This is a genomic window from Halomonas mongoliensis (genome assembly GCF_052496345.1).
This window is the reverse complement of sequence record NZ_CP199288.1, coordinates 3,033,487-3,053,732: the sequence shown is the minus strand read 5'-3', so window position 1 is coordinate 3,053,732 and position 20,246 is coordinate 3,033,487. Positions and strand designations below refer to the sequence as shown.

Here is a 20,246-nt window from a genome sequence, read left to right as displayed (position 1 = left end):
TCAAGCCTCCGGGGCGAACAGGCCGGTGGAAAGGTAGCGGTCGCCGCGGTCGCAGACGATGAACACGATCACCGCATTCTCGACCTCCTCGGCGATGCGCAGGGCGCCCGCCAGGGCGCCGCCGGAGCTGACCCCGGCCAGGATGCCCTCCTCCCGGGCCAGGCGGCGCATATGCGCCTCCGCCTCATGCTGGCCGATATCCAGGACGCGGTCCACGCAGCTGGCATCGAAGATGCTGGGCAGGTACTCCTGCGGCCAGCGGCGAATGCCGGCGATGCTGGCGCCGTCCTCGGGCTGCAGGCCAATGATCTGCACCTCGGGGTTGCGCTCCTTGAGGGCCCGAGAGACGCCCATGATGGTGCCGGTGGTGCCCATGGAGCTGACGAAATGGGTCACGCGGCCCTGGGTCTGCTCCCAGATCTCCGGGCCGGTACCGCGATAGTGGGCCAGGGGATTGTCGGGATTGGCGAACTGGTCCAGGCGCTTGCCCTCGCCCCGGGCCAGCATCGCCTCGGCGACGTCCCGGGCCTCTTCCATGCCCCCCGCCTTGCTCACCGTGATCAGCTCGGCGCCGAAGGCGGCCATGGCCTGCTTGCGCTCCTCGGAGGCGTTCTCGGGCATGATCAGCACCATGCGATAGCCCTTGATGGCCGCCGCCATGGCCAGGGCGATGCCGGTATTGCCGGAGGTTGCCTCCACCAGGGTGTCACCGGGGGAGATCTCCCCGCGCGCCTCGGCCTGCTCCAGCATGGAGAGCGCCGGGCGATCCTTTACCGAACCCGCCGGATTGTTGCCCTCCAGCTTGGCCAGCAGCACGTTGTTGCGGCCGGCGGTGATGCGCTTGAGGCGAACCAGCGGCGTATGGCCGACGACCTCCTCGATGGTGGGAAAATGCATGCAACCTTCCTTGTGGAAACGGGTTTTCAATCATTATATCCGTGCCACCCCGGGGTGGACAGGCGTGCCCCGCGGCTGTGTCATACTGAACGCCATCTTCTCCAGAGAGCCCGTCGATGTCACTGAAGTTCCGCCTGCTGCTGGCCACCCTGGTCGTCCCCTGGCTGCTGATGGCGCTGTTTGCCGCCGTCACCCTGAGCCTGCACCACGCCGAGCATGTCACCCGGCTCGAGGAGCGGCTGACCCGCGCCGTCGAACTGCTGCTGCCGAGCCTGGGGGAGGCGGTCGCCTTCGACGACCCCCAGCGCCTCGAGGCTGCCGCGGCTCCGCTGCTCAGCCTCGAGGTGGTGCGCGCCCTGGGGGTGGCGGGGCCGGACGGGACGCTGGGGGTGGAGCTGGGCAGGCTCAGGTCCCTTCCCGAGGCCCAGGGCGCAGGCCCGCTCTGGATCGAGAAACGCGACACCCGCTGGCAGCTGTCGGCGGCGCTTCCCGGCGCCGAAGGCGATCGGCTGATACTGGATATCGATGCCAGCCCCGTGATTCTGGGCCACTACCGCCAGGTGGGGATCACCGGCCTGCTGCTGGGCGCGGCGCTGCTGCTGCTGGGAGGGCTCTTCTCGGTCACCTATCGGCGCCTGCAGCGCCCCCTCGCTAGCGCCGACGAGGCCCTGGCTCGGCTGGCCCTGGGCGAGAGCATTCCCCAGCAGCCCCTCCGCCCCGGCGAGCTCGCCGGCCTGACCCGGCGCATCAACGCCCTGGCCGACTTCCTGGACCAGGCTCGGCTGGAGACCCAGCGCCAGATCGAGCAGGCCACCGCGGAGCTCGAGGAGTCCATGGAAACCATCGAGGTGCAGAATATCGAGCTCGACATCGCCCATCGACGGGCCGTGGAGGCCAACCGGATCAAGTCGGAGTTCCTGGCCAACATCAGCCATGAGATCCGCACCCCCCTCAACGGCATCATCGGCTTCTGTCACCTTCTCGAGCGCTCCCCCCTCGAGCCACGCCAGCGGGAGTGGCTCGACCACGTGCAGCGCGCCTCGGGCAACCTGATGCTGCTGGTCAACGATGTCCTCGACTTCTCGCGACTGGAGGCCGGCCGCCTGGAGCTCGAACGGCTTCCCGTCGACATGGTGGCGCTGGTGGACGAAGTGCTGGCCCTGCAGGCGCCGCTGGCCCACCAGAAGGGGCTCGACCTGGTGGGTCTGGTCTATGACGACGTGCCCGCCTCCCTGACCGGCGATCCGATGCGCATCCAGCAGGTGCTCACCAATCTGGTCCATAACGCCGTCAAGTTTACCGAGCAGGGTGAGGTGGTGGTGCGGGTCATGGTGGAGCAGTCCGACCCCGGCCGGGTGACCCTGCGCATTACCGTGGTCGACACCGGCATCGGGCTCTCCATGGAGCACCAGCGGCGACTCTTCCAGGCCTTCCAGCAGGCGGAACCCAGCCACTCCCGGGAGTTCGGCGGCAGCGGCCTGGGCCTGACCATTTGTCGCCAGCTGGTGGAGCAGATGGGCGGCGAGATCGGGGTGCAGAGCGAGCCGGGGCAGGGAGCCACCTTCTCCTTCACCCTGGCCCTGGAGGGCAGCGAGGCCCTGCTGCGCGAGCCGGAGCTGCAGCTCGACGGCCAGCGGGTACTGATCGAGGAGCCCCATGCCGCCACCCGACGCGCCCTGCGCCATCTGTTCACCCGCTGGGGAGCCCAGCCCGTGGACGCCCTGCCGCCAGGGGAGTCCCCCGCCCTGCTGGTCGCCTGCCTGCCCAGCGCCTCGATGACCTCCACGGAAGCTTCCGCCTGGCACCATAGGCTCGTCGAGCTAGAGTGCCCGGCCCTGCTGCTGGCCAGCGCCAGCCCTATGGACCTGCCCGATCTGGTGCTGCCCCATGGTGGCGAGGTCCTGGCCAAGCCCGTCTCTCGAGCCACCCTGGCCGGGGTCACTGGCGCACTGATGGGCGGGCTATCGGCCCGCAGCGGCGAGCCGGACGGCGCCGTCCCGGAGTCGTCCCCCCTGCGCCTGCTGGCCGTGGACGACAGCGACTCGAACCGCCTGCTGCTGCGTGAGCTGCTGGCGGGGCCGGGCCTCGAGATGACCCTGGCCGCCAGCGGAGAGGAGGCGCTGACGCTGGGGCGGCAGCAGACCTTCGATCTGGTGCTGATGGATATCCGCATGCCCGGGATGGACGGCGTCGAGACCACCCGAGCCCTGCGCCGCCTGGGCCCGACCTGGCGGCGCACCCCGGTGGTGGCGGTGACGGCCCATGTGCTGGAGAAGGAGCGGCAGCGCCTGCTGGCCAGCGGCCTTGACGACGTCCTGGTCAAGCCGGTGGACGCCGCCCAGCTGGGCGAGGTGCTCTATCGCCACCTCGGCATCCCGCCCGCGGAAGACCGGCAACCGGCCCTGCCGGCTCCCGTCGGGGAGCCCAGCGAGCCGGCACGCCGCGATGATGGCGAGCTGCCCACCGTGGACCTGGAGCTGGGTACCCGCCTGGCGGCGGGGCGGGGTGACCTGGCGCGCCAGCTGCTGGTGCAGCTGGCGGAGAACCTGCCGGAGAGCGAAGCGGCCATCGAGCGGGCCCTGAACAACGGCGACAATGAGGCGCTGCTGGACGCCATCCATGGCCTGAACGGCGCCTGCCGCTACTGCGGGGCCCCGCGACTGGGGCTGATCGCCGAATCCCTGGAGACCCGGCTGCGCACGGGGGGCCGGGAGGGGCTGGAGCCGCTGCTGCAGGACCTGTTCTGCGCCATGGCCGACCTGCGCGAGTGGGCTCGCCGCGAGGCCCCCGCCTCCCGGGCCTGAGCCCTACCCCTCGAGAACCACGAAGGCGACCGCCAGAAGGTCCTCGTCGCTGATCGAGAGGTGGGTGGCCCGCACGCCGGCCGCCTCGGCCAGGTCCTGGGCCTTGCCCGAGAGGCGCAGCGCCGGGCGCCCCAGGGCATCGTTGGTGACCTGGATCTCCGTCCAGCGCATGCCCAGCCTCAGGCCGGTACCCAGCGCCTTGACGAAGGCCTCCTTGGCGGCAAAGCGCTTGGCCAGGTAGGCCGCCGGCGCGGGATGGCCAGCCAGCCGCTCCCTCTCCAGCTCGCCCAGCAGGCGCAGCGCCAGGCGCTCGCCATGGCGCTCCAGGGCCTGCTCGAAGCGGGCGACGCGGGCGATATCGGTGCCGATGCCGAGGATCATGGCGCCGATCTCAGCCGTCAGTGGTGGTGATCATCATGGTCATGCTCCTCCAGAGAGGCCAGGAAGCCCGCCTCCTGGCCGGCAATGGCCAGCCGCTTCATCTCGGCCACCGCCTCCTTGAGGCCGACGAAGAGCGAGCGTGCGATGATCGCGTGGCCGATATTGAGCTCGTGAATGCCCGGAATCGCGGCGATGGCCTCCACGTTATGATAGTTCAGCCCGTGGCCGGCATTGACGGTCAGGCCGAGCTCCAGGGCCATCTCCGTCGCCGCGGCCAGCCGCGCATGCTCCCTGGCCGCCGCCTCGCCGGTCACCTCGGCATAGGCGCCGGTGTGCAGCTCGATCACCGGCGCGCCGGCGCGGAGTGCCGCCTCGATCTGGGCGGGGTCGGGGTCGACAAATAGCGATACCTCGCAGCCCACCGCCGCCAGGCGCGCGCAGGCCGCGGCGATGGCCTCGAAGCCGCCGACCACGTCCAGTCCACCCTCGGTGGTCAGCTCCTCGCGCTTCTCGGGCACCAGACAGACATGGGCCGGACGCACCTCCTCGGCCAGGCGGATCATCTCCTCGGTGACCGCCATCTCGAGGTTCATGCGAGTGTTGAGCACCTCGGCCAGCAGGCGCACATCGCGCTCCTGGATATGGCGACGATCCTCGCGCAGGTGCACGGTGATGCCGTCGGCGCCGGCCTCCTCGGCCAGCAGCGCTGCCTGGACCGGGTCCGGATAGCGGGTACCGCGGGCCTGACGCAGGGTGGCGATATGGTCGATATTGACGCCGAGCAGGAGTCGGGGGGGATGCATGGCACGATCCTTGGATATGCGGGAAGTCGAGAGGTGTTCAGTGTGACCCAGCCCGGCGGCGCTCGGCAAGCTGGCGCATCAGCTCCCGGGAGCGCAGGGGGCGTGCGCCCAAAAGCGGCGCCAGGGCCGCCCGGGCCACCGCCTTGGCGGGGCCGGCAAGGCCCGGGGCATCCCAGTCACCGGCCGCCAGCAGGCGCAGGGTGCGGCCGTCCAGCCCCGGCTGCCCGGGACGGAAGGCGCGGCTGGCAGCGTCGAAGACATAGCGCGCCTGGGGATCCAGCTCGCCGCCCTCCGCCGTGGCGAAGCGCGGCATGGCGTCCAGCGACTCCAGCAGCGCCGCCTCCAGGCGGCGCAGCCCGCCGGCCCGGGCGTCGGGACGCGGCAGCGCCTCGAGCAGCGCCGTGTAGAAGGCGAAGACCTCGGCCACCGGCAGCTCCACCGGCAGGGTGCGGGTCAGGAGCTCATTGGCATAGAGGCCGCACAGCAGCCCCTCTCCGGCCAGCAGCGCCACCGACCCGCGACTCTCCATCAGCCGCAGGCGCTTGAGCTCCCCCTCCCCCGACCAGGTCACATGCAGCGGTGCGAAGGGCTGCAGGCGGCCCCGGGAGCGCGAGCCGGGGCGCTGCACCCCCTGGGCCACCGCCCGCACTCGCCCGTGGTGCAGCGTCAGCAGCTCCACAAGGGCGCTGGTCTCGCGATAGGGGCGCTTGTGCAGCAGGAAGGCGGGTTCGGGGGTCATTCAGTCGAGGTTGTAACCCAGGCTCTTCAGCGCCCGCTCGTCATCGGACCAGCCGCGCTTCACCTTGACCCAGAGGTTGAGCATCACCTTGGCGCCCAGGGCGCGCTCCATGTCCAGGCGCGCCTCGCGACCGATGCTCTTGATGCGCTCGCCGTTCTCGCCGATCAGGATCTTCTTCTGCCCCTGGCGCTCCACCAGGATCAGGGCGCTGATATGCACCACCCGCCCCTCGTCGCGGAACTCCTCGATCTCCACGGTCATCTGGTAGGGCAGCTCGTCGCCGAGCTGGCGCATCACCTTCTCGCGCACCAGCTCCGCGGCCAGGAAGCGCTGGCTCTTGTCGGTGACCTGATCCTCGGGGAAGAAGTGCACGCTCTCGGGCAGGTGCTTGGCCACCTCGGCCTCAAGCTCCGGCACGTTGGTGCCGTGCTTGGCGGAGATCGGTACGACCGCCGCGAAGTCGCGCTTGGCGCCGATCTCTTCGAGCCAGGGCAGCAGGCTCGTCTTGTCCTGGAGACGGTCCACCTTGTTGACGGCGAGGATCACCGGCGCCTTCACGTGCTCCAGGCGCTTGAGGACGATCTGGTCCTCCTCGCTCCAGCGGGTGCGGTCGATGATGAAGACCACGCAGTCCACGTCGCGCAGGGCCTGGGTGGCGGCCTGGTTCATGAAGCGGTTGATCGCCTTGTTGCGATCCTTAGCCATGATATGGATGCCGGGGGTGTCCACATAGATGAACTGCGCCTCCCCCTCGGTCTTGATGCCCATCACCTGGTGGCGGGTGGTCTGGGGCCGCCTCGAGGTGATGGAGATCTTCTGGCCTAGGATGCGATTCATCAGCGTGGACTTGCCAACGTTGGGGCGACCGACGATGGCCACGAAACCACAGGTCTGGGTCATGAGCGGACTCCCTGAGCGTTTGTTCTGGCGGGTTCGAGCAGCGCCAGCGCCTTCTCGGCGGCCTGCTGCTCGGCGTGGCGCCGGCTGGCGCCCACGCCGACGGTGTGCTGGGGCAGCACCTCCACATGGCACTCCACGGTGAAGGTCTGGGCGTGGGCCTCGCCCTCCACGTTGACCACCTCATAGCGAGGCAGCGGCGACTGGCGCGACTGCAGGAACTCCTGCAGGCGGGTCTTGGGATCCTTCTGGGTGTCCTGCAGGCTGGTGCTCTCGAGCCGCGCCGCGTACCAGGCCAGCACTCGCACCCGCACCGCCTCCATCCCCGCATCCAGGTAGATGGCGCCAATGACCGCCTCGACGGCGTCGGCGAGGATCGACTCGCGGCGGTGGCCGCCGCTCTTCATCTCGCCGGAGCCCAGCCGCAGGTGCTCGCCGAAGCCCATCTCCCGGGCCAGCTCGGCCAGGGTCTGGCCCTTGACCAGCCGCGCACGCAGCCGGGAAAGCTGCCCTTCCCGGGCATCGGGGAAGCGCCGAAACAGCGCCTCGGCAATCACGAAGTTGACGATGGAGTCGCCGAGGAACTCGAGGCGTTCATTGTTCTGGCCACCGGCGCTGCGATGGGTCATGGCCAGCTCCAGCAGGGCGGGATCCCTGAAGGTATGGCCGAGGCGCCGACTGAAGGCGTTGAGGGAGTTGCTCACGTAGGTCCTGTTGTCTGATGGCTTGTCCGCCCGGCCTCGGTGACCGGCTCGGGCGCAGCGGCAGCACCCGAGGGTGCCGCCCGCTTACTGGATGCGCCGCACGCTGGAGAAGCTGGGCAGCCCGCCGTCCCAGTGCATCCAGACCGCGAAGGCGCGACCGACGATGTTCTCTTCCGGCACGAAGCCCCAGTAGCGGCTGTCGTTGGAGTGGTCGCGGTTGTCGCCCATGGTGAAGTAGTGCCCGTCCGGCACCACCACCTCACGGACCTGGGGGCCGGGGTCACGGGGATTATTGTAGATCTTGTACTCGGCGCCGCCCAACCGCTCGGCCAGCAGCAGCTCGCCGGGGGCCCCGGCGGGACTCTCCTCGAGCAGCGCCTTGGGCACGGCCTCGCCGTTGACGTAGAGCTGCTTGCCCTCGTAGCGCACGGTGTCACCGGGCAGCGCCACCACCCGCTTGATGAAGTTCACCGCGGGCTCGTTGGGAAAGCGGAACACCATGACATCGCCGCGCTGGGGGTCGTTCATCTCGACGAAGCGGGTGTGCACCACCGGCAGGCGCAGGCCGTAGGTGAACTTGTTGACGAGGATGAAATCCCCCACCTCGAGCGTCGGGCGCATGGAGCCGGAGGGGATCTGGAAGGGCTCCACCACGAAGCTGCGCAGCACCAGCACCACCAGCAGCACCGGAAAGAAGGAGCGCGAGTAGTCCACCGGCCAGGGCTCCTTGAGCACCTTCTCGCGGGCGGCAGGGTCGAGCCCCTCCGTGGTGCCGGCCTCGGCGTTGGCCACGGCGCGACGCCGAGCGGGACGCAGCCAGAGAATATCCACCAGCCAGATCAGGCCGGTGAGGGCCACGGCCACCACCAGCAGGAGAGAGAAGTCCATTGCGGTTATCCGTTCCTAGCGTATCGAATCAGTCATTGACCTTGAGCACGGCCAGGAAGGCGTCCTGGGGAATCTCCACCCGGCCCACCTGCTTCATGCGCTTTTTGCCCGCCTTCTGCTTCTCGAGCAGCTTCTTCTTGCGGCTGACGTCGCCGCCGTAACACTTGGCGGTGACGTTCTTGCGCAGCGCCTTGACCGTGGAGCGCGCCACCACCTGGCCACCGATGGCCGCCTGGATGGCCACGTCGAACATCTGACGCGGGATCAGCTCCTTCATCTTCTCCACCAGCAGCCGGCCGCGGCCGTGGGCGTGGTCGCGGTGGATGATCACGGCCAGGGCATCGACCTTGTCGCCGTTGATCAGCACGTCCAGGCGCACCAGCTTGGCCGTCTGGAAGCGCTCGAAGCCGTAGTCGAGGGAGGCGTAGCCCTTGGAGATCGACTTCAGGCGATCGAAGAAGTCCATCACCACTTCGGCCATGGGCAGCTCGTAGGCGAGCTGGATCTGGCTGCCGAGGAACTGCATGTCCTTCTGGGTGCCACGGCGGTTCTCGCACTCGGCGATGACGTTGCCGACGAACTCCTGGGGCACCAGGATGCTGGCGCGCACGATGGGCTCACGCATCTCCTCCACGTCGGCCATATCGGGCAGCTTGGAGGGGTTGGAGACATAGCGGGTCTCGCCGTTCTTGAGCGCCAGCTCGTAGACCACCGTCGGCGCCGTGGTCAGCAGGTCCAGGTTGTACTCGCGCTCGAGACGCTCCTGGATGATCTCCATGTGCAGGGTGCCGAGGAAGCCGACCCGGAAGCCGAAGCCCAGGGCGTCGGAGTTCTCGGGCTCGTACTCCAGGGAGGCGTCGTTGAGCGCCAGCTTCTCCAGGGCGTCGCGGAAATCCTCGTAGTCGTCGGCGCTGACCGGGAACATGCCGGCGTAGACCTGGGGCTTGACCTTCTGGAAGCCGGGCAGACGCTCGACGTCGGGGGTCTTGGCATGGGTGATGGTGTCGCCCACCGGCGCGCCCTGGATCTCCTTGATCCCGGCCACGATGAAGCCCACCTCGCCGGCGCGAAGCACGTCGGTCGACTTGCGCAGCGGCGTGAAGATACCCACCTCGTTGGCCTGCCAGTCGCGGCCGGTGGACTTGATGCGGATCTTCTCACCCTTCTTGAGGGTGCCGTCGAAGATCCGCACCAGGGAGACCACGCCCAGGTAGTTGTCGAACCAGGAGTCGATGATCAACGCCTGCAGCGGGGCGTCGGGGTCCCCCTTGGGGGGCGGGATGTCGCGCACCAAGCGCTCCAGCAGCCCATCGATGCCCAGGCCGCTCTTGGCCGACACCTGGCAGGCGTCGGTGGCGTCCAGCCCGATGATCTCCTCGATCTCGTGGGCGACCTTGTCCGGGTCGGCCTGGGGCAGGTCCATCTTGTTGAGCACCGGCAGCACCTCGAGGCCCTGCTCGATGGCGGTGTAGCAGTTGGCCACCGACTGGGCCTCGACGCCCTGGGCGGCATCCACCACCAAAAGCGCCCCTTCGCAGGCGTAGAGCGAGCGCGAGACCTCGTAGGAGAAATCCACGTGGCCGGGGGTATCGATGAAGTTGAGCTGGTAGGTGCTGCCGTCCTGGGCGTGATAGTCCAGGGTCACCGACTGGGCCTTGATGGTGATGCCCCGCTCCCGCTCCAGGTCCATGGAGTCGAGCACCTGCTCCTTGAGCTCGCGCTCGGTCAGCCCGCCGCAGCTCTGGATCAGGCGGTCGGCCAGGGTCGACTTACCGTGGTCGATGTGGGCGATGATCGAGAAATTCCGGATATGCTTGAGCTTGTCGGATGCGGTGTCTTGGGCCATCGAGTGCGTTCTACCTGAAGGGAGTTCGGGCCAGGCCGGCAGCGCGGCGGCCGCCGGCAGGAGGCCGGGATTGGGGCGTATTGTACCGGCATGCGCCGGCCAGATACAGCGAACCCGGAGGCCGAGGCCTCCGGGTTCGCTCGTGACGGGCTGGAGGCTACTCCGCGCGCAGCCTCAGGGCGACGAACAGCGAGCGGCCGTCGCGATAGAGGCGCACCGGCACGGCGCGGTCGACGGGCAGCTCGCTGACCAGCTCCATCAGCTGGTCGGGGCTGGATACCGCCCGATGGTCGATGCTGACCAGGATATCGCCCGGGCGGATGCCGGCCGCCGCGGCGGCGCCGTCGGGGTCGAGCTCACGCACCCGCACGCCGCCCTCGATGCCGATGGCCTCGCGCTCGGCGCGCTCCAGTTCGCCCACCGAGACCCCCAGGCGCGCCTGGCGGCTCTCCTGAGGACGGCTGGCAGTGGCGCGCTCGGCGTCGGGCCAGTCACCCACGGTCACCTGCAGCTGGCGACGCTCGCCGTCGCGCATCAGCGCGAGTTCCACCTCGCTGCCCGGCGCCACGCGACCGATCAGCCGCGGCAGGGTGCTGGAGTCATGGACGCGGCTGCCATCCACCTCGAGGATGACGTCCCCGGCCTGCAGGCCGTCACGGGCCGCCGGCCCCTCGGGGTCGAGGTCAGCGATCAGGGCACCGCTCGGGCTCTCCATGCCGAAGGATTCGGCCAGGTCCCGGGAGACGGGCTGGATCATGACGCCAAGCCAGCCGCGGCGCACCTGACCCTCGTCACGCAGCTGATCGGCCACGTCCATGGCGACGTTGATGGGAATGGCAAAGGAGAGCCCCATGAAGCCGCCGCTGCGGGTGAAGATCTGGGAGTTGATCCCCACGACTTCGCCATCGAGGTTGAACAGGGGGCCGCCGGAGTTACCCGGGTTGATCGCCACGTCGGTCTGGATGAAGGGCACGTAGGCGTCCCGCGGCAGGGTGCGGTCGATGGCGCTGACGATGCCCGCGGTCACCGAGTAGTCGAAGCCGAAGGGCGAGCCGATGGCGGCCACCCACTCCCCTACCCGGAGGGCATCGGAGTCGCCAAGCTTGAGCGTCGGCAGATCGCTGGCATCCACCTTGAGCAGGGCCACGTCGGTGCGCTCATCGCTGCCCACCAGCTCGGCGGTCAGTTCACGCCGGTCGTTGAGGCGCACCAGAATCTCGTCGGCGCCGTCGACCACGTGGGCGTTGGTGAGGATGTAGCCCTCCTCGCTGATGATGAAGCCCGACCCCAGGGACTGACGCTCCTGGGGTCGCCCGGGCGCCTGGCCCCCCGGCGGCGAGGGAAAGCGGTCACCGAAGAAGTGGCGGAAGATCTCGGGCAGCTCCTGGCCGCCGAAGCCGTGGAAGGGGTTGTCGCGACTCTGCACCGTTCGCGTGGTGGAGATATTGACGACTCCGGGGGCGGCCTCCTCCACCAGCACGGTGAAATCGGGCAGGCCCCGGGCCGCGGCGGACTGCCAGGCCAGCAGGGCGGCGACCAGCAGCACCCACAGGGTAAGAGGACGAATCATGCGCATCATGAAGGCTCCTGCAGTACTTGGGGACAAGGGTGAGCCGGGTCAGCTTGCGACGGCTCGAACACGGGATTCCCGATAGGGTTGGATAGCGCTCTTCACCAGGGGGTCAGGGGGCCTCCGGCCACTCCAGCGCCTCGGCCACCCTCAGCAGCACCCGGACGGGCAGCTCCCCCATCACCACCAGCTGGCGAGGCTCCCCCCCGAGGTCGCGGTGGCGCACAGCGGCATTGGAGACGCCCAGGCGATGCAGCCCCGGGGCCAGCAGCTCCACCTCCTCCATGGGCGCCACGAAGACGCTGAGGGTGGAGAGGCCATCGCTGTAGAGGCGGTGGACCACGCCCTCGCCGTGTCGGGCGCTGCGGGTATCCACCGGTTGAGGCGTGAAGCCGTCGGGCAGCCAGCCGAGGCGCCAGGGGTCCGTGGGCGGTTCGCGCCTGGCGTCCAGGGTCACCGCCCCCTGATAGAGGCGTGGGCGCTCCAGGGCGGTCAGCTGGAAGGTCTCCAGCGGCCGGCCGGTCTCGTCGAGCAGGGTCTGCTTGAGGGTCAGCCCGGTGGCCTGATCGAGCCACAGGCGATGGCCGAAACGGAAGCTGTCCAGCGGGGCGATATCGAGGCGGCGGGCGCGGCGATTGGCGATACGCTCCTCACCACCGAGGCTGAGGCGGTAGTGGGCATCGACTCGCTCGGCGATGCCGGCCGGGGAAGGCGGCGCCTCGCCCCCCTCCCCGGCCCAGCCCAGCCGACCGATGCGGCCGCGCCGCTCGAAGACCATGGGGGGGCCATCGAGGAAACTGGCCACGCCGCGCTCGATGCCGTCGCGCACCTCGTGGGAAAGGGCCAGGGTACGCACGCCGTCATGGCCGATGCGTACGGCGTGAGCCTCATAGAGGTAGCAGTGGCCCGCCCAGAGGCTGCGCTCCAGCCACTGCTGAGCGGTGACGGGTGCGGGCTCAGCCTCCAGGGTGCGGCAGTCGAATCGCTCGTCATTGGCCTGGGCAGCGGTGCCGATCAGCAGCCCCCCCAGGCAGGCGGCCAGCCACAGGCGCCAACGTGGTGCGCGCATCGCCAGCCTCCGCGTCAGCGCTGGCCGAGGCCGTCGGCGCCGGTGGCGCGCAGCAGCGGCATCCAGGTGTCTCCACTGCGATAGGCGGCCCCTTCGGCGTGACGATCCAGGTAGGACTGCAGCAGGCGAGCCTGCTCCTCGTCGCCCATCAGCGACTGCCGCTGAGTCGGGGCCATGAACATGGGCGGCGCCTCGGCGCCGGCGCCGACGGTCATCAGCCCCTGGCCGCCGCCCTGGGGCAGCTGGAAGAGCGGCAGGTCCACCAGGGAGGGCCGCTGGGTGCTGCCGCCGTCGCCGGAGGCGAGGCTGGCCGGCGCCGGCTGGGCAGCGCCGCCGGCCGCCATGCCGGGTTCGCCGCCGTCCGGCGCACCGCCGGAGTAGAACTGCACCCCGGTGATCACCATCAGGGAGACCGCCGCGGCGATGCCGGCGCTGCGCGCAAAGGGCAGCGTGCGCCTTGGCGCAGCCGCCGGGACGACAGGCTCGGCGACGGGCGCCTCTTCTTCCTGAAGGCGCGCCATGATGCCGGCGGAGAGATCGGTGGAGACGTCGAGGTCGGGCTCGCGGCGCATCAGGCTGCGCATCAGGTGGTAGCGGCGCCACGCCTCGGCGGCATCGGGCGCGCTATCCAGCGTCTTGAGCAGGCGGCGCAGCTCGAGCTCGTCCCCCTCGTTGTCCATCAGGGCAGAAAGCGACTCCCGTGCGTTCTGACTCATTCTCAACACCCTCTCAGTGGCAGGGCATTCCGCCCTGCTCCCTCGTTGTCAGCCTGGAATCGGCATTCCCGGTAGGGCCGGGAATGCCGACGCAATCTCCGCCGGCGGCGGATCGAACACTGCTTCTGACGCCAAAGGCGTCGGACAGTTCAGCCCATCGACAAAAAGTGTCACTCGACCTCGCGGTTGCGGGAGGTGGTGACCAGCGGCTGGATATGCTGATCCACCGCTTCCCGCGCGCGAAAGATCCGCGAGCGCACCGTCCCCACGGGGCACTGCATGATATTGGCGATGTCCTCGTAGGAGAGCCCCTCCAGCTCGCGCAGGGTGATCGCCGTGCGCAGGTCGTCGGGCAGGTTGTCGATCGCCTCGAAGACCGCCGCCTCGAGCTGGTCCCGGGCCATGGAGGCCTCCGGCGACTCGCTGTCGGCCAGTCGCCCGCTGTGGTCGACGATCTCGGCATCGACAATGTCCAGGTCACTGCCCGGCGGGCGACGCCCTCGGGAGACCAGGTGGTTCTTGGCGGTGTTGATGGCGATGCGATACATCCAGGTGTAGAAGGCGCTCTCGGCGCGAAACTTGCCCAGCGCCCGGTAGGCCTTGATAAAGGCCTCCTGGGCCACATCCTGCACCTCGGCATGGTCGTGCACGTAGCGCCCGATCAGGCCGATGATCTTGTGCTGGTACTTCTTGACCAGCAGGTCAAAGGCGCGGGTATCGCCCTTCTGGGCGCGCTCGACGAGCTGCTGATCGGTCTCCCTGGCGCCCATTCACACCCTCCCCGACGAAGGCCGAGGAGCGCGCGGCGGCAGCGCAGGAGAATCAGCGGTCAAACAAGAGTGTGCATGCATGGCGTCAACCTGGAGCCCTCGAGGGCGGCAAAATATCAGGGGCCTTGGCCCAGTGTCGCACAAGTGTTCCCGTTTCCTGTTCATCCATCAAGTCATTGTACGGTAAGCAGCGTGCTGTATTGGTTTGCCCGGCCTGGGACTCCCGGGATGCATCAGGGTTCCCCGATTGATTACAGGCGCCCCCGCCGGTGTATAGTAGGGGGACTAGAATAGAGCGCCCCCGAGCCATCGCGCCCCAGGGCCATCAGCGCAGACACGACACAAGGTAGCCGCATGACAGATCAGCAGGTCAGCAACCTCAACGTCCTCGCCCAGGACGTCCTCATCACCCCCGAAGCCCTGAAGCGCGAGATCCCGCTCACCGAGGCCGCCGAGCGCACCGTCATCGAGGGGCGCGAGACCATCCAGCGCATCCTCGACGGCGAGGACCCCCGCCTGCTGATGGTGATCGGCCCCTGCTCCATCCACGACGTGGACGCCGCCCTGGACTACGCCCGCCGCCTGCGCCGCCTGGCGGACGAGGTCAAGGAGAGCATCTATATCGTGATGCGCGTCTACTTCGAGAAGCCGCGCACCACCGTGGGCTGGAAGGGGCTGATCAACGACCCCCATCTGAACGGCTCCTTCGAGATCGAGGAGGGGCTGCATATCGCCCGCAAGCTGCTGGTGGAACTGGCCGAGATGGGCCTGCCCCTGGCCACCGAGGCCCTGGACCCGATCTCGCCCCAGTACATTCAGGACTGCATCAGCTGGTCGGCCATCGGCGCCCGCACCACCGAGTCCCAGACCCATCGCGAGATGTCCTCCGGTCTCTCCTGCCCGGTGGGCTTCAAGAACGGCACCGACGGCAGCCTCGAGGTGGCGGTCAACGCCCTGCAGTCCGTCGCCCATCCGCACAACTTCCTGGGCATCGACTACGCCGGCCGGGTGGCGATAATCCGCACCCGCGGCAACGCCTATGGCCACGTGGTGCTGCGCGGCGGCAACGGCCGCCCCAACTACGACAGCGTCAGCGTCGCCCTGGCCGAGCAGGAGCTGAAGAAGGCGGGCATCAAGCCCAATATCATGATCGACTGCTCCCACGCCAACTCCAACAAGGACCCGGCCCTGCAGCCCCTGGTGCTGGAGAACGTTACCAACCAGATCCTCGAGGGCAACCGTTCCATCATCGGCCTGATGGTGGAGTCGAACATCGGCTGGGGCAACCAGAAGGTGCCGGAGGACCTGAGCCAGCTGCAGTACGGCGTCTCCATCACCGACGCCTGCATCGACTGGGACACCACCGAGCACGCCCTGAAGACCATGAACGAGAAGCTCGCCCCGACCCTGGCCAAGCGGATTCAGGACGCCTGAGCCCCGCTCGATCGGCGATAGCGCCACACCCAGCGGGTCCGCCATCTCGGCGGACCCGCTGTCGTTCCGGGGTGGGTCAGGCCTGGCGGACGCCGTCGATCTCGCGCACGAAGGGCGGCAGGGCATCGAGCAGGGCCCGGCCGTAGCGGCGGGTCAGCACCCGCCGGTCGAGCAGGGTGATGCGCCCCACGTCGGCCTCCTTGCGGATCAGCCGCCCGCAGGCCTGGACCAGCTTGATGGAGGCGTCCGGGACGCTGATGCGCATGAAGGGGTTGCCGCCCTGGCGCTCGATCCACTCGGCCAGCGTCGCGCCCACCGGATCGTCGGGCACCGCGAAGGGCAGCCGGGTGATCACCACGTGGGTAAGATACTCCCCAGGCAGGTCGATCCCCTCGGCGAAGCTCGCCAGGCCGAAGATGATGCTGCCCTCCCCCGCATCGACCCGCGCCCGGTGCCGGGTGATCAGCTCACGCTTGGGCAGCCGGTCCTGGGCCAGCACCCGCCGGGAAAGCCCCCTGGGCAGCGCCTTCTCCACCGCCCGCAGCTGGGCCCGGGAGGAGAACAGCGCGAGTACCGCCTCCTTCTCATCCAGGGCCTTGACGAAGTCGACGATGGCGCGCTCATGGCCTTCGCGGTCGGCGGGGTCGACGGCCTCCCGGGGCACGCTGAGCACCGCCCGAGAGTAGTCGAAGGGGCTCGGCAGGCGCTGGTAGCGGTAGCGGTTGGCAAGCCCGGCGCGCTCCTGCAGGCGCTCGAAGCGCCCCAGCGCCGTCAGCGTGGCCGAGGTCACCACGGCGCCGAAGGTGGCGCCCCAGAGGGTCTTGGCCAGGGTGTGTGCCGCCGAGACAGGGCTCGCCGAGAAGGTCAGCTCCGGGTCGGCGCCGAAGCGCTCCAGGGTCAGCCAGCGCGCCCGGGGCGGCTCCCCCTCGGGGTCGGCCTCGCTGAAGGCCTGCCAGAGCGCATGGGCCTCAAGGGCGCGGCCGTGGAGCAGCGCCAGCAGGGGCAGCCACGCCTCGGCCTGCTCTTTCGGCAGCCCGGTGTGCTTCTCCGGGTCGAGGCTCTCGCGCAGGATGTCGGCCATGCTCTCCAGGGTGCGAGAGAGCTCGGCGAAGATCACCAGCAGGGCCCCGGCCAGCTCGCGCAGGGGCTCCGGCGCACGCCCCATCTCGAAGCGGTGCTGCCGGGCCTCCTCGCCGTCGGCGAGCCCCTCGGGGCGCCCGGCCAGCTGGTGGCCCAGGGCGAAGGCCTCGCCGAGCCTGGGCTCCAGCGCCTCGATGGCCTGGGGCAGCGTGGCCAGCAGCCGCGCCAGGGTCGGCTGCACCGCCAGGGCCTGGTTGAGCTCGGTGAGGGATTTCTTCAGGGTGCGCAGCCAGGCCAGGGCGGCGCCTACGGCGAAGCGGTGGGTAAAGTGGTTGATCGCCTTGTCGGGCAGGTGGTGCGCCTCGTCGAAGACATGGATGCAGTCGCCGGGATCGGGCAGCACCACCCCACCGCCCAGGGAGAGGTCGGCCAGCACCAGGTCGTGGTTGGCGACGATGATGTCGGCCTGCTCCAGGTCGCGCCGGGCGCGGAAGAAGGCGCAGGCCCCGAAGTGGCCGCAGCGGCGGTTGGTGCACTGCCGGTGATCCACGGTGAGCCGCCGCCAGTGGGCGTCGTCGATGGCCTCGGGCCAGCTGTCGCGATCCCCCTCCCAGCGGCCGTTGCCGTAGGCCTCGCCCAGCGACTTGGCCAGGGCCTGGAAGTCGTCGCCGCCGCTGGCGAGCTCACGCTCGAAGAGCGACAGGGTGGGGTTTTCCTCGACGCCCTCGAGGGTCTGGTCGAGGCGCGCCACGCAGACGTAGCGCCCGCGCCCCTTGGCCAGGGCGTAGCCGAAGTCGAGGCCGCTGTGGGCCTTGAGGGCGGGCAGGTCCTGGTGCAGCACCTGCTCCTGGAGGGCCACGGTGGCGGTGGCGATGACCAGCCGCTTGCCGCGGGCCTTGGCCACCGGCAGCGCCGCCAGCAGGTAGGCCAGGGTCTTGCCGGTGCCGGTGCCGGCCTCGAGCACGCAGACGTGCTCGTTGCCGACGCGCTTGCCGGCATCGTCGACCTCGATCCCCCCCAGGGTGCGGGCGATCTCGGCGATCATCAGCCGCTGCCCGTAGCGGGGGGTGAGCTCCAGGCCCTCGAGCACTCGGCGGTAGGCGGCCTGGATCTCCCCCTTCAGGGCCTCGTCGAGCATGGCCTCAGATCAGGCCTTCCGGCGGGTGCTCGCAGGGCAGCTTGTCGCCGATGAAGCGCTCGATCTCGGGCAGCGAGAAGGCATCCTCCTCGCCCACGAAGCTGATCGACACGCCCTTGGCGCCGGCGCGGCCGGTGCGGCCGATGCGGTGGACATAGTCCTCCGGGTCTTCCGGCAGGGTGTAGTTGATCACGTGGCTGACATCCTCGATATGGATGCCGCGGCCGGCCACATCGGTGGCCACCAGCACCTGGATCTCGCCCTCGCGAAACTTCTCGAGGGTGGAGATGCGCTGATTCTGGGGCACATCGCCGGAGAGCATGGCGGCGTTGATGCCGGCCTTGCGCAGCAGGTCGTCGAGCTTGCGCACCAGGTCGCGGCGGTTGCCGAACACCATGACGCGGTCGAAGCTCTCCTGCTGGAGCAGGTTGACCAGCAGTTTCTGCTTGTCGGCGTCGCCGACCAGGTAGACCCGCTGGTCGATGTCGGCGGCATTCTCCACCGTGACCGCGATCTCCACGTGGGCCGGCTCATGGGTCCACTGGCTGGCCAGGTTGAGGATGTCCTCGGTGAAGGTGGCCGAGAAGAGGAAGGTCTGGCGCTCCTCCTTCTTCGGCGTATGGCGAATGATGCGCTTCACGTCGGGAATGAAGCCCATGGAGAGCATGCGGTCGGCCTCGTCGAGCACCAGCACCTCGACCTGGGTCAGGTCCACGTCGCGCTTCTGATGGAAGTCGAGCAGGCGGCCGGGAGTGGCCACCAGCAGATCGAGCCTGTCGCCCAGGGCCTCTCGCTGCTTCTGATAGTCCATGCCGCCGACGACGCTGGCCACCTTGAGGTCGGTGAAGCGCGCCAGCGCCCTGGCATCCTTCTCGATCTGCAGCGCCAGCTCCCGGGTCGGGGCCACGATCAGCGCCCGCGGGGCGCCGGGCTTCTGGGCGTTGGGGGCCTCCTCCTCGAGGAAGTAGGCCAGGATCGAGATCAGGAAGGCGGCGGTCTTGCCGGTGCCGGTCTGGGCCTTGCCGACCACGTCGCCACCCAGCAGGGTCTGGGTCAGCGCCTCGGCCTGGATCGGGGTGCAGTACTCGAAGCCCTGGGCATGGATGGCTCGCATCAGCGGCAACGGCAGGTCGAAGTCATGGAAGCGCCACTTGCCTGCCACGGCAGGCACCTGGAACTGGCGCAGGTCCCAGCCGGAGGCGTTGCGGCGGCGCGGCTTGCGACGACGACGCTTGGGCTTGCGATCCTGGGCCGGTGCGTTGATCTGATCCGACTCGCTCATAGGCTGCTGTCTGTCCGTGTGGATGGTTGGGTGCATGACACAAACGGGCATTGTACCAGCCTATACGACGAAGGGCGCGCCCCGTGGCACCCCACGCCTGTGGTGGCGGCGACGAGGCTGGTAGAATGGGCGCCAACCAGAGGAGCTATCCATGACACGTCGCAAGAAGACCCGTTCGCTGGCCGACAAGGTGCAGATCCGCACCGGCCGGCGCAAGGACTACAAGAAGTGGCGCCACGAGAACCCCGACCAGGTGGCCTCGTCGACCCGCTACACCCAGAAGAAGCGCCAGCAGCGCAAGCTACAGGCCGCCCGCAAGCTGGCCCGCCAGGAGGCCGGCCAGAGCATCGCCATCCACCCCGAGCAGGGTAGCGACCCGGGGAGCTCGGAGCCGTGATGCGACTGGTCTCGTTCAATATCAACGGTATCCGCGCCCGTCCCCACCAGCTGGAGGCGCTGGTCAACGCCTCGCGCCCCGCGGTGATCGGCCTGCAGGAAACCAAGGTGCACGACGCCGAGTTTCCCCGGGAGGCGGTGGAGGCCCTGGGCTACCGGGTCTTCTTCCACGGCCAGAAGGGGCACTACGGCGTGGCGCTGATGATCGACCCCGCCCAGTGCGGCGAGCCGGAAAGCGTGCACTACGGCTTCCCCGACGACGGCGACGACGCCCAGCGGCGCATGATCGGCGTGCGTCTGCGCCCCGGCGGCGGCGAGCCCCTGACGGTGTGGAACGGCTACTTCCCCCAGGGGGAGAACGTCGAACACCCGGTGAAGTTTCCCCACAAGCGGGCGTTCTACGCCCAGCTCATGCGGCTGCTGGAAACGCACCACCGCCCCGACGAGCACCTGGCGGTGATGGGCGACTTCAATATCTCCCCCGAGGATAGCGATATCGGGATCGGCGAGCCCAACCGCAAGCGCTGGCTGCGCGAGGGCAAGACCAGCTTCCAGCCGGTGGAGCGGGAGTGGCTCGAGGGCATCAAGGCCTGGGGGCTGACCGACAGCTACCGGGTGCGCTACCCGGAAGTGGACGACCGCTTCAGCTGGTTCGACTACCGCTCCAAGGGCTTCGACCGCGAGCCGAAACGTGGGCTGCGCATCGACCATATCCTGGTCACCGCGCCCCTGGCCGAGAAGGTGGTAGACGCCGGCATCGACTACGCTCTTCGCGGCATGGAGAAGCCCTCCGACCACGCCCCGGTGTGGACCGACCTCGATCTTTGAGGCA

Annotated in this window: 18 protein-coding genes; 4 read left to right on the top strand and 14 right to left on the bottom strand. The window is 69.1% G+C overall.

Going from position 1 to position 20,246, the window contains the following annotated elements; all coding sequences use genetic code 11:
* Complete coding sequence (gene cysM, locus ACRYRV_RS14415; protein WP_309635682.1) at positions 1-897, bottom strand: cysteine synthase CysM; 897 nt, start codon at positions 895-897, stop codon at positions 1-3.
* A 116-nt stretch (positions 898-1,013) separates the two neighbouring features.
* Here cysM and ACRYRV_RS14410 point away from each other — a divergent pair, with 116 nt between their 5' ends.
* Positions 1,014-3,701 carry an ATP-binding protein gene (locus ACRYRV_RS14410; RefSeq protein WP_444984687.1) on the top strand — a complete coding sequence of 896 codons (2,688 nt, stop codon included), beginning with the start codon at positions 1,014-1,016 and terminating at the stop codon, positions 3,699-3,701.
* Positions 3,702-3,704: 3 nt separating this feature from the next.
* On the opposite strand, the gene ACRYRV_RS14405 is transcribed toward ACRYRV_RS14410, so the two are convergent.
* The 11 genes from ACRYRV_RS14405 to rpoE form a co-directional block, all read right to left on the bottom strand.
* Positions 3,705-4,082, bottom strand: coding sequence for a holo-ACP synthase (locus tag ACRYRV_RS14405; protein WP_309635680.1), 378 nt, complete (start codon positions 4,080-4,082; stop codon positions 3,705-3,707).
* Between the two features lie 17 nt (positions 4,083-4,099).
* Complete coding sequence (gene pdxJ / locus ACRYRV_RS14400) at positions 4,100-4,885, bottom strand: pyridoxine 5'-phosphate synthase (protein ID WP_444984688.1); 786 nt, start codon at positions 4,883-4,885, stop codon at positions 4,100-4,102.
* Between the two features lie 37 nt (positions 4,886-4,922).
* Positions 4,923-5,624, bottom strand: coding sequence for a DNA repair protein RecO (gene recO, locus ACRYRV_RS14395; protein WP_444984689.1), 702 nt, complete (start codon positions 5,622-5,624; stop codon positions 4,923-4,925).
* On the bottom strand, positions 5,625-6,524 hold the full coding sequence (gene era, locus ACRYRV_RS14390) for a GTPase Era (protein ID WP_253443497.1): 900 nt from the start codon (positions 6,522-6,524) through the stop codon (positions 5,625-5,627). It abuts the gene before it with no gap.
* Positions 6,521-7,225: a ribonuclease III gene (gene rnc, locus ACRYRV_RS14385; protein WP_253443498.1), complete on the bottom strand. Its 705-nt coding sequence runs from the start codon at positions 7,223-7,225 to the stop codon at positions 6,521-6,523. The genes era and rnc overlap by 4 nt, the downstream gene beginning before the upstream one ends.
* Before the next feature lie 84 nt (positions 7,226-7,309).
* Positions 7,310-8,113, bottom strand: a complete 804-nt coding sequence (lepB, locus tag ACRYRV_RS14380) for a signal peptidase I (protein ID WP_444984690.1) — start codon at positions 8,111-8,113, stop codon at positions 7,310-7,312.
* Positions 8,114-8,141: 28 nt separating this feature from the next.
* Complete coding sequence (gene lepA / locus ACRYRV_RS14375; RefSeq protein ID WP_253443500.1) at positions 8,142-9,959, bottom strand: translation elongation factor 4; 1,818 nt, start codon at positions 9,957-9,959, stop codon at positions 8,142-8,144.
* 157 nt (positions 9,960-10,116) lie between these two features.
* A complete protein-coding gene (locus tag ACRYRV_RS14370) occupies positions 10,117-11,538 on the bottom strand; it encodes a DegQ family serine endoprotease (protein ID WP_253443501.1) in 1,422 nt (473 codons plus the stop codon).
* 103 nt (positions 11,539-11,641) lie between these two features.
* Complete coding sequence (locus tag ACRYRV_RS14365) at positions 11,642-12,598, bottom strand: MucB/RseB C-terminal domain-containing protein (protein WP_444984691.1); 957 nt, start codon at positions 12,596-12,598, stop codon at positions 11,642-11,644.
* Between the two features lie 14 nt (positions 12,599-12,612).
* Complete coding sequence (locus ACRYRV_RS14360) at positions 12,613-13,314, bottom strand: sigma-E factor negative regulatory protein (protein WP_444984692.1); 702 nt, start codon at positions 13,312-13,314, stop codon at positions 12,613-12,615.
* Positions 13,315-13,484: 170 nt separating this feature from the next.
* Entirely contained in the window at positions 13,485-14,084 is a 600-nt protein-coding gene (gene rpoE / locus ACRYRV_RS14355; protein WP_299313053.1) for an RNA polymerase sigma factor RpoE, read from the bottom strand.
* Between the two features lie 354 nt (positions 14,085-14,438).
* Here rpoE and ACRYRV_RS14350 point away from each other — a divergent pair, with 354 nt between their 5' ends.
* Entirely contained in the window at positions 14,439-15,518 is a 1,080-nt protein-coding gene (locus tag ACRYRV_RS14350; RefSeq protein ID WP_299313051.1) for a 3-deoxy-7-phosphoheptulonate synthase, read from the top strand.
* Between the two features lie 76 nt (positions 15,519-15,594).
* On the opposite strand, the gene dinG is transcribed toward ACRYRV_RS14350, so the two are convergent.
* Entirely contained in the window at positions 15,595-17,736 is a 2,142-nt protein-coding gene (gene dinG / locus ACRYRV_RS14345; protein ID WP_309635672.1) for an ATP-dependent DNA helicase DinG, read from the bottom strand.
* A 4-nt stretch (positions 17,737-17,740) separates the two neighbouring features.
* Entirely contained in the window at positions 17,741-19,018 is a 1,278-nt protein-coding gene (gene rhlB / locus ACRYRV_RS14340; protein ID WP_309635671.1) for an ATP-dependent RNA helicase RhlB, read from the bottom strand.
* A 151-nt stretch (positions 19,019-19,169) separates the two neighbouring features.
* Between rhlB and ACRYRV_RS14335 the strand changes: the two genes are divergently transcribed.
* On the top strand, positions 19,170-19,415 hold the full coding sequence (locus tag ACRYRV_RS14335) for a hypothetical protein (protein ID WP_309635670.1): 246 nt from the start codon (positions 19,170-19,172) through the stop codon (positions 19,413-19,415).
* On the top strand, positions 19,415-20,242 hold the full coding sequence (gene xthA, locus ACRYRV_RS14330; protein WP_444984693.1) for an exodeoxyribonuclease III: 828 nt from the start codon (positions 19,415-19,417) through the stop codon (positions 20,240-20,242). The genes ACRYRV_RS14335 and xthA overlap by 1 nt, the downstream gene beginning before the upstream one ends.
* Positions 20,243-20,246: the final 4 nt, after the last annotated feature.